We start from the raw sequence: 692 nt of genomic DNA on the forward strand, positions 1-692 counted from the left end.
TTAAGGCTGGACTGTGATGGGGAGGGAAATTTATAGTACCGAAGGTCTTGATTTCAGGCTGTCAAGAAAAGCCTCTAGCCAGGGAGAAGGTGCCCGTACCGCAAACCGACACAGGTAGGCGAGATGAGTATTCTAAGGCGCGCGGAAGAACTCTCGTTAAGGAACTCGGCAAAATGACCCCGTAACTTCGGGAGAAGGGGTGCCTCGGTAGGGTGAATAGCCCGAGGGGGCCGCAGTGAAAAGGCCCAAGCGACTGTTTAGCAAAAACACAGGTCTGTGCGAAGCCGCAAGGCGAAGTATACGGGCTGACGCCTGCCCGGTGCTGGAAGGTTAAGGGGAGTGGTTAGCCGCAAGGCGAAGCTATGAACCGAAGCCCCAGTAAACGGCGGCCGTAACTATAACGGTCCTAAGGTAGCGAAATTCCTTGTCAGGTAAATTCTGACCCGCACGAATGGCGTAACGACTTGGGCGCTGTCTCAACGAGAGATCCGGTGAAATTTTAATACCTGTGAAGATGCAGGTTACCCGCGACAAGACGGAAAGACCCCATGGAGCTTTACTACAGCTTGATATTGGACTTTGGTACGGACTGTACAGGATAGGTGGGAGCCTGAGAAGCCTGAGCGCCAGCTTAGGTGGAGGCACCGTTGGGATACCACCCTGTTCGTATCGGAGTTCTAACCTAGGACCGT

At 53.8% G+C, this 692-nt stretch carries 1 rRNA gene; it reads left to right on the forward strand.

What is annotated here, in order from left to right:
• Window positions 1-692: ribosomal RNA gene (locus NQ117_RS23990) — 23S ribosomal RNA — on the forward strand; the annotation flags it as partial.

It is taken from the genome of Paenibacillus sp. SC116, assembly GCF_024733555.1.
GTDB lineage: Bacteria > Bacillota > Bacilli > Paenibacillales > Paenibacillaceae > Paenibacillus_B.